6 protein-coding genes and 1 tRNA gene are annotated in these 8,402 nt (G+C 50.0%); 5 read left to right on the top strand and 2 right to left on the bottom strand.

What is annotated here, in order from left to right; genetic code table 11:
* Positions 1–49: 49 nt before the first annotated feature.
* Positions 50–126 (top strand) — tRNA-Asp (locus K7R23_RS25515).
* 685 nt (positions 127–811) lie between these two features.
* On the opposite strand, the gene K7R23_RS25510 is transcribed toward K7R23_RS25515, so the two are convergent.
* Positions 812–3,361: an autotransporter outer membrane beta-barrel domain-containing protein gene (locus tag K7R23_RS25510; protein ID WP_232796105.1), complete on the bottom strand. Its 2,550-nt coding sequence runs from the start codon at positions 3,359–3,361 to the stop codon at positions 812–814.
* A gap of 250 nt (positions 3,362–3,611) precedes the next feature.
* Here K7R23_RS25510 and K7R23_RS25505 point away from each other — a divergent pair, with 250 nt between their 5' ends.
* Positions 3,612–3,827 carry a hypothetical protein gene (locus tag K7R23_RS25505; RefSeq protein WP_232796104.1) on the top strand — a complete coding sequence of 72 codons (216 nt, stop codon included), beginning with the start codon at positions 3,612–3,614 and terminating at the stop codon, positions 3,825–3,827.
* Between the two features lie 899 nt (positions 3,828–4,726).
* On the top strand, positions 4,727–5,530 hold the full coding sequence (dkgB, locus tag K7R23_RS25500; protein WP_012904590.1) for a 2,5-didehydrogluconate reductase DkgB: 804 nt from the start codon (positions 4,727–4,729) through the stop codon (positions 5,528–5,530).
* 4 nt (positions 5,531–5,534) lie between these two features.
* On the opposite strand, the gene yafC is transcribed toward dkgB, so the two are convergent.
* Complete coding sequence (gene yafC, locus K7R23_RS25495) at positions 5,535–6,452, bottom strand: DNA-binding transcriptional regulator YafC (protein ID WP_012904591.1); 918 nt, start codon at positions 6,450–6,452, stop codon at positions 5,535–5,537.
* Between the two features lie 264 nt (positions 6,453–6,716).
* On the opposite strand from yafC, the gene K7R23_RS25490 reads away from it, so the two are divergent.
* Together K7R23_RS25490 and K7R23_RS25485 are read left to right on the top strand one after the other, a co-directional pair.
* Complete coding sequence (locus K7R23_RS25490; protein WP_012904592.1) at positions 6,717–7,517, top strand: endonuclease/exonuclease/phosphatase family protein; 801 nt, start codon at positions 6,717–6,719, stop codon at positions 7,515–7,517.
* Between the two features lie 75 nt (positions 7,518–7,592).
* Complete coding sequence (locus K7R23_RS25485) at positions 7,593–8,363, top strand: class I SAM-dependent methyltransferase (protein WP_012904593.1); 771 nt, start codon at positions 7,593–7,595, stop codon at positions 8,361–8,363.
* Positions 8,364–8,402 lie beyond the last annotated feature (39 nt).

Raw genomic sequence — 8,402 nt, 5'->3', positions numbered from 1 at the left:
ATTAAGCAGTAAACTGATGTAAAAATCAGTGGTTGTAGAAAAATTCGGTGGAGCGGTAGTTCAGTTGGTTAGAATACCTGCCTGTCACGCAGGGGGTCGCGGGTTCGAGTCCCGTCCGTTCCGCCACTATTCAGACCCATGTTATTGATTAACATGGGTCTTTTTGTTTTTGTGCTTTTCGTGTATACCATCTGGTATGCCATTGCCGTTTGGCTTTCTCCGGCTGGTCTGGAAAAGGCCGGACAGCTTATCCCGAAGTTAATCTTATCTTCCGTAAGCAAACTGCAGACTGCACCTCTTACGTGTCAAAAAAGACCTGCTAAATCAATGCAATAAATTTCGACCAGTCATTACACGTGAAAGAGAGTGCTTACTGTTGTTATAGCGAAGATAACTGTCGGTATTTAGTATTGTTAGATTAATTAAATTAGTAATTAGATTGGTTAATTAACATTAAATGGGTTAATCAGATTTAATCAAACCAACATTACCACAGTCGAATAGTAATATTATCCGAAAGCCATAATATCTGACCACAGAGAGCAATGTGTTCAAATAATGACTTGTCTCTCATACTATCCATGCCAGCACATAAGAAATTACTCAATAACCTATGCCTGCCTGCCGAAGCTTAACTTTACCGGGGACGAAGAGGAGTAATTGCTGGGGGATTTAGGGATTGCAGGATGGCGACGCTGCGCGTCTTATCCGGCCTGGGGGTCATGTTCCTGGCTGGCCGGGTAAGCGATAGCGCCACCCGGCAATCGGCTTTGTAGGCCCGGTAAGCGATAGCGCCACCGGGCAATTTGCATCAGAACGACGCTTTAATACCCACCATCGCAGAGGTGTCGCTATAACCTTTGTCGCCAACCTGCTGCGCTATGTTACCCCACAGGGCGACGTTCTTCGTCAGCTGGCCTTCAACACCGGCTTTCAGTTCACCAATGTTACGGGTGCCCGTTAACTCCACGTTCTGGTCGTTCAGCGACACGCCAAAGTCTCTGGTGTTGTGGATCCAGTTCGCTTCAACAAACGGCTGGAAGGTGCGGCCGGTCTTGTCATCCATCGGGTTATGGCCCTGACCATACAGGCGCACGCCCAGACGGGTCTGGATGTTGCCATCGCCTTTGCCCTCAACGCGGGTGCCGTTGGCTTCTTTATGCTCGTCTGCCTTCACGCCCATCCAGGTAACCTGCGCTTTTGGCTGGATGTACAGCGCGTTACGCTCGCTGATGTCCGCCAGTTTCCAGGTGTAGCCGGATTCCACGGATACGGTAAAGCCACTGGAGTCGTATTCTTTAGTTGCTTCATCAATGCCGCGACCGTTCACGGAGTTATCGAACCAGCTGTACTGCGCCCAGGTGTCAACGTACGCCCCTTCATGAGTCGCGTTGTCCTGCAGCCAGGTGCCGTACAGACCGACGCTGTAGCCGCTGATGCGGCTGTCGGCGCGGTTGCCGTTACGCTGGTTTTCCGCCCGCGCTTTCTGATTGGCATAACCCGCCATCAGGCCGAGGTGGAAACGGTCGGTGTTGTCTGAAGACCACTGCGCGATATCGCCGCCAAGCTGCATCACATAGCGGTTGGCCTGCATATCCAGCTGGCCGCTGCCGTCGTGCTGACGGGTATGGCCGCCGACGTTGCGCAGCCACAGGCTGGTCACCGCCTGCTCACCGGTCAGGGCATCAACATAGTGGGTTTCGCCCAGGCGGTCGTGCAGACGGGTGTTGAACATCGTGTTCGCCGCCTGCAGGTTCATACCGTACAGACCGGCTTCCGGACGTACCGCGTGCTCGCGCGGCGTCTGCGGTTCAGGCTTAGCCGGCGCCTGCGGAATAACCGGTTCTGTCGGGTCGACAGGGCTTGCCGGGTCCGGCTGTGGTTCAGTCGACAATCCGCTGGTCAGATACCAGTTCTTTTCGTTGGCTCCCTCACCGCGCGCCAGGGTGTAGTCATAAGCACCCGCCACGATACGGCCGTCCTGTTTAAACTCACCGCCAGAGGTTCCTGCAACGGTAATCAGTTCGATACCGTTGGTGGTCAGCGCGCCCGCGCCGCCTGCGTTCACGACCTTCACGTTGGTTGTACCGGAAGTATTGCCGGAAACCACCAGGCGATCTGTAGGGGATGCGTCGTCACCCAGTTGGGTGTTCATCACGACATTACCGTTGTTGCCGATGTAGTCGCCGTTGATCGTCAGGGTTTTGAAGGTGGAAGCCGCGCGCGTCAGGCTGCGCGTCTGCGCCGCTGGCGGCATAAAGTTCAGCGTTGAGTTTTCGAGCATCAGGTTAGTGATGGTGGAGTTACCGGTCATATCCCAGCGGCTGTTGCCACCCTTCAGCCTCATGTTGATAGCACCGCTATCTGTAATCTCTGTATCACCGTGAATATAGGAATTATCGCCAGAAATAATGTTGATGGTATGTCCTTCACCAGAGTACATTTTCCCCCAGGCGACAAGCTTATTGTTGTTAATAATATTGGTAGTACCGATAGAACCGGTAGAATCGTAGGAACGGCCAAAAATAGAATAGAGCGTTCCGTTAACAGAATCGTAAGAGGTCTGGCTCCCCAACGTTACGTCACCAGTGAAAATATCATTTGTACCATTTTGCCTTAACAAAATAGTATCTTTACCCCCCAGCGACTGGATGTTGATGTTTCCAATTATCGTATCTGTATCAGCCCATTCACCGCGACTGCTGAGATAGCCTGTTAAAGTCGCTTGTTCACCACCGGAGACTTTAATATTGGCGTCGTTAATACGATATTTCGCAGACCCCATCGCATCGCTATCGCCGAGGTTAATACCCGTGGCGCTATAATTACTTGCGATATCTATTGTTAATTTGTTAATAGCAACATCGGTCGTGCCCTTTTGACTATGGCTAGTGAAGCCACGAACATAGGCAGCCTGCCCATCAGGGCCATGATTAATGCCTTTGATATTCAGTTCGTTAAATTTTACAATATTAGTAAGATATTCTGGTGTGGAATTGCTAAAATTCCCCGATAAATGGTAGATTGTATCAATCATTTCAACACCAGAAATACTCCCCTGAGCAGTGTCCAGATCCAGGTTTGTGGCACCGGAAAATGTTGCGGTATTCCCGGTGATATCAATCCCTTGCAGACTACCATCAGAAGCGAGAACTGACTTGATATTAACCGTGCCGGTAAAGTTTGACTCTTTACCCTCTAAGCTCAATGCAGCATGATGCCCGCGATTAGACAGCGGGTCCGAATCAATATAGGTCAGATTGATATTTTCGACGTTTAAGATGCTGTCTTCGTTGGTTTCGATATTACCGGTAAACAGATTAGTGGTACCTTTCAAATCAACGCGTGCATCATCCATCATGAGTATGGAGTTAACCAAATCATAATCTTCAACAACGCTATTCGCAGCATTAATCGTCAGGTTCTCAGCTTTGAGTACCCCAGTACCATAAATATAGGCAGCAGCGCCACGGTAATTGCTGTTAACGTTATAATCAAAGGTGTAGTTAAGAGAAAAATTCTTTCCAAAATCTACCGTGCCGGCCGTCGCTTTAATATAATAACCAGGGTTAAAGGTACGCGAATCGTCAGGATAATCGCCACCGCTCGTTATGGTAGTATTATCTCCCATCGTTACAAGCGCATCATCAACGCTGACATTGATAAACGAAACGTTGCTACCAGATGGTAAATTAACGATGCGACCCGCCGCTGCGGTCGAGCTATCAATAATAACGCTCGCAGGCGTAGCCGCAAATGCTGCAGACGAAATTAATGCACTGATAAACAATGCTATTTTAGTTGGTTTAAAAGACGCATTCATATAATACAATCCTTGTTGTGACACATATTCTCATTCAATAATCAGACTAATAACAAGCACACCGGGTTTTTAAAGCGCGAGCCGTGTGAAAGCAGGATTTATCTTCATTAGCCTGAGATTGAAAACATGATAAGCACATCATTTCCTGGAAACAACCGGGCTTCGTTGCTCAGAATTGAGGGAAAAGAAGTATTTGTCTTTTAAATAAAACAAAAAACTATGATATTCCTTATTAATGAATTTAAAAACTATGTTAATGAGATTTTTCGAGATTAAAAATGTAGTAGTTGGCAGAATGCAGTGCAAATTACTGTAGCAAGAGTCGCGCGCACAAACTTACCAGCACATATTTCATCCTTTTTTCAGTTGATTTAAGAAATTTTAATTTCTCTTACCCCTTTAGAATTAGGAATATCATAAAAAACTTATGCTAATTAAAATATTCGACGCGAATAATAGTTAAATGTTTTTTATTCGTATTTTTAGTTTAGGAGTTTTCCCGAGTTTTGTAACTAGAAAAACCTGCTCCTTTAGGAGTAGAGCAGGTTTTTTATGACACCCTGGCGTGGTTGATTAGCACGGCGCTCTGGTAACAAGCGATCCCCATAACACGGAATTCCAGTCATAATGGTTAAGCAGCGCACCGGAAGAAAATCAGCGAGAGTCGCTGTATATATAGGGATTGTGATGAGGGGATTGCATAAGATTGGATTTATATCAAGCGGACGTCTGTTCCGCCACTTATTAAGAGCCCTGAGTGTAAACTCAGGGCTTTTTCTTTGCCTGTCATTCTATTATTGCCAGATTCGCAAAAATCCTCTGCGTTTTACGCTCTTTTTCCGGGCTCGCCTGGGCGTCATAATTTCCTCACTCAACGAACATGATGAAATGAAGAGGATTATTATGACCGTTCCTGCCTTTGGTTTAGGTACTTTCCGTCTTAAGGACGATGTGGTTATCGCATCCGTCAAAACAGCGCTGGAGCTGGGGTATCGCGCTGTTGATACGGCACAAATCTATGATAATGAAGCTGCGGTAGGTCAGGCGATCGCCGAAAGCAGCGTTCCGCGCGGTGATTTGTATATCACCACCAAAATCTGGACTGAAAATCTGAGCAAAGAAAAACTGATCCCCAGCCTGAAAGAGAGCCTGAACAAACTGCGTACTGATTATGTCGATCTGACGTTGATCCACTGGCCGTCTCCTGGCGACGCCGTTTCGCTCGAAGAGACGATGCAGGCGCTGCTGGAAGCAAAAGCACAAGGGTTAACGCGCGAAATCGGCATCTCTAACTTCACCATCCCGTTGATGGAAAAAGCCATTGCCGCAGCAGGTGTCGAAAATATCGCGACGAACCAGATTGAGCTGTCGCCTTATCTGCAAAACGGTAAAGTGGTTGAGTGGGCGAAGCAGCACGGTATCCATATCACCTCTTATATGACGCTGGCCTACGGCAAGGCGCTGAAAGACGACGTAATAGCGCGTATTGCTGCGAAACATAACGCCACGCCTGCTCAGGTTATTCTGGCATGGGCGATGGGGGAAGGTTATTCAGTTATTCCGTCCTCCACGAAACGGGAAAACCTGGCGAGCAACCTGCTGGCGCAGGAACTGCAATTAGACGCAGAGGATAAAGAAGCGATCGCCGCGCTGGACTGTAACGATCGCCTGGTGAGCCCGGAAGGGCTGGCCCCGCAGTGGGATTAATCGTTTAACCCTTTTTTACAGCAGCTCCTTCGGGAGCTGTTTTAACGTGTTCGCTCAGAAAATCGATAAATGCCCGAATGCGCGTACTTACCGCGCGATCGCTGTAATAGACCGCGCTAAACGGCATCTCTACCGGCAGACGTTTATCCGCCATCAACTCCACCAGTTCACCCCGCGCGATTTCGCGATCGATCATATAGTCAGAAAGACAGGCAATCCCGTTGCCGGTGAGGCAAAGCTGCTTTAGCGTTTCCCCACTATTAGATGAAATGCCGCATTCAATTTCGTGAAGCTGACCGTCACAACAGGCAACAGGCCAGGTGTTTAACGAAACCGGTTCGCTGAAGCCGAGGCACAGGTGTTGTTTCAGATCCTCAACCGTCTCAGGTCTACCGAAGCGGGCAATATATTCTGGCGAGGCGATAATCTTTCGATAGCTGGTAAACAGCGGTCGGGCGCGCAAACTGGAATCGGTCAGCTTGCCTGCACGAATGGCGACATCGACTTTCCGTTCAATGAGATTGATAAAGGTTTCAGAAGAGACAAGTGAAAGCGTGATGTCCGGGTAACGTTCACGAAACGGTTTAATCAGTGGCATAAGAAAGTGGAGCACCACCGGCGTGGCGGCATCGATACGCAGCAGGCCACGCGGCGTTGTCCGCGTCTCCATAATTTCCGTCTCGGCAGCAGCCATCTCCTGCAGTACGGACTGTACACGCCGGAAGTAGCGCTCGCCTTCTTCCGTCAGGCTGAGCTGCCGCGTTGTACGGTTAAGCAAACTGACGCCGAGCTTCATCTCCAGTTTTTTAACCGCCCGGCTGACCGCCGAGTTCGCCTGGCCAAGCTGTTCCGCGGCACGGCTAAAGCTGCCGCTCTCCACTACCGAAACGAAAATAGCCAGTTCTTCTGACGTTGCTTTCATTTTTGCACCCGCCGCAAAATTACGCTGAAACTGTAGATCCTTTTGTTATTAAATCATTGTCGCGTGCTGACTGTCATTCGAATCCTGTCGTTATACAAAAATTTATGCTGCTTGGGTTAATAATGTGTACAGCAAATACTTTGAGTTAGTGCTTACTTACAAACAAAGAGTAATTGGTCGTTGAAAGTGTGAGCTAAAATCCCTATAACAGAAGTACCAGTCCGCTTTCGGACTGGTTGACGTAACAGAGGTTTGAAGTCAAAAGTGCGAAAAAACACCTATGCCATGCGCTACGTTGCCGGACAGCCCGCAGAGCGGATTTTGCCGCCCGGGTCGTTTTCGGGTATTGGCCAGGCATTACCTGCCGGGGCGCCGTTAAGTAGTGAAGATCGTATTCGCATTCTGGTGTGGAATATTTTTAAGCAGCAGCGAGCAGAGTGGCTTTCGGTGCTGAAAAATTATGGTAAAGACGCGCACCTGGTGTTATTACAGGAAGCGCAGACCACGCCGGAGTTAGTGCAGTTTGCGACCACTAACTACCTGGCGGCCGATCAGGTGCCGGCATTTGTATTGCCGCAGCACCCCTCCGGCGTGATGACGCTTTCCGCCGCGCATCCGGTGTACTGCTGCCCGCTGCGCGAGCGTGAGCCTATCCTGCGACTGGCGAAGTCCGCGCTGGTGACGGTCTACCCGTTACCGGATACGCGCCTGCTGATGGTCGTGAACATCCATGCCGTTAACTTTAGTCTGGGGGTCGATGTGTACAGTAAGCAGTTACTACCAATCGGTGACCAGATAGCCCACCACAGCGGCCCGGTAATCATGGCCGGTGATTTTAACGCCTGGAGTCGACGTCGAATGAATGCGCTGTACCGTTTTGCGCGTGAGATGTCCCTTCGTCAGGTGCGTTTTACTGACGATCAGCGCCGCCGCGCGTTTGGTCGTCCGCTGGATTTTGTCTTTTATCGTGGTCTGAACGTCAGCGAGGCTTCAGTACTGGTCACCCGCGCGTCCGATCATAATCCGCTACTCGTTGAATTCAGTCCCGGCAAACCCGATCCATAAGGTGAGTCAGGTCTGCCGTTGGGGCAGACCTTTCGCGGCTGCCCTTTATCCTGCAAACAACCAAAGGACAGCATAATGACAACACACTCCCACCACGACAACGTTGAAAAACAGTTTGGCTCACAGGCCAGCGCCTATTTAACCAGTGCAGTACACGCATCCGGCCGCGACTTAACGCGACTGGCCGAACGCCTGTCTTCTTCTCCTTCTGCACGCGTACTGGATATGGGCTGCGGCGCCGGCCATGCCAGCTTCGTTGCTGCACAGAAGGTAAATCAGGTGGTGGCATATGATTTATCCGCTCAGATGCTCGAGGTGGTTGCTCAGGCGGCACAGGAGAGGGGGTTAACTAATATCGTCACCCGTCAGGGGTATGCTGAAAGTCTGCCATTCGAGGCGGGCGCTTTCGACATCGTCATCAGCCGTTATTCCGCTCATCACTGGCATGATGTCGGGCAGGCGCTGCGGGAAGTTAATCGGGTATTAAAGCCGGGCGGCGTGCTGATTGTAATGGATATCATGTCGCCCGGGCATCCGGTGCGCGATATCTGGTTACAGACCGTCGAAGCGTTACGCGACACTTCGCATGTGCGTAATTATTCCAGCGGTGAATGGCTGTCATTGATCAACGAGGCAAACCTGATAACGGATAGCGTGGTAACTGACCGTATGGCGCTGGAATTTAGCTCATGGGTGGCGAGAATGCGAACGCCTGCCGCGCTGGTTGACGCTATTCGTATCTATCAGGAGAGCGCCTCCACGGAGGTGAAAGCGTACTTCGGATTACAGGATGACGGTTCGTTTTCCAGCGACACGATCATGGTCGAAGCGCACAAAGCGGCGTAAATAAAAAAGGCACTGGGGGGAAACCAGTGCCTTTAATTT

The sequence above is a fragment of the Citrobacter rodentium NBRC 105723 = DSM 16636 genome, assembly GCF_021278985.1.
Taxonomy (GTDB): domain Bacteria; phylum Pseudomonadota; class Gammaproteobacteria; order Enterobacterales; family Enterobacteriaceae; genus Citrobacter_A; species Citrobacter_A rodentium.
Note: the sequence above shows the minus strand (reverse complement) of the source record. Positions and strands in the feature narration are given on the sequence as shown.

Bases quoted from the DNA above. Each gene is read 5' to 3' on its own strand.
- K7R23_RS25510 (WP_232796105.1), bottom strand. From the start codon at position 3,361: ATGATGGATGATGCACGCGTTGATTTGAAAGGTACCACTAATCTGTTT.
- K7R23_RS25485 (WP_012904593.1), top strand. From the start codon at position 7,593: ATGACAACACACTCCCACCACGACAACGTTGAAAAACAGTTTGGCTCA.
- K7R23_RS25505 (WP_232796104.1), top strand. From the start codon at position 3,612: ATGGTAGTATTATCTCCCATCGTTACAAGCGCATCATCAACGCTGACA.
- yafC (WP_012904591.1), bottom strand. From the start codon at position 6,452: ATGAAAGCAACGTCAGAAGAACTGGCTATTTTCGTTTCGGTAGTGGAG.
- dkgB (WP_012904590.1), top strand. From the start codon at position 4,727: ATGACCGTTCCTGCCTTTGGTTTAGGTACTTTCCGTCTTAAGGACGAT.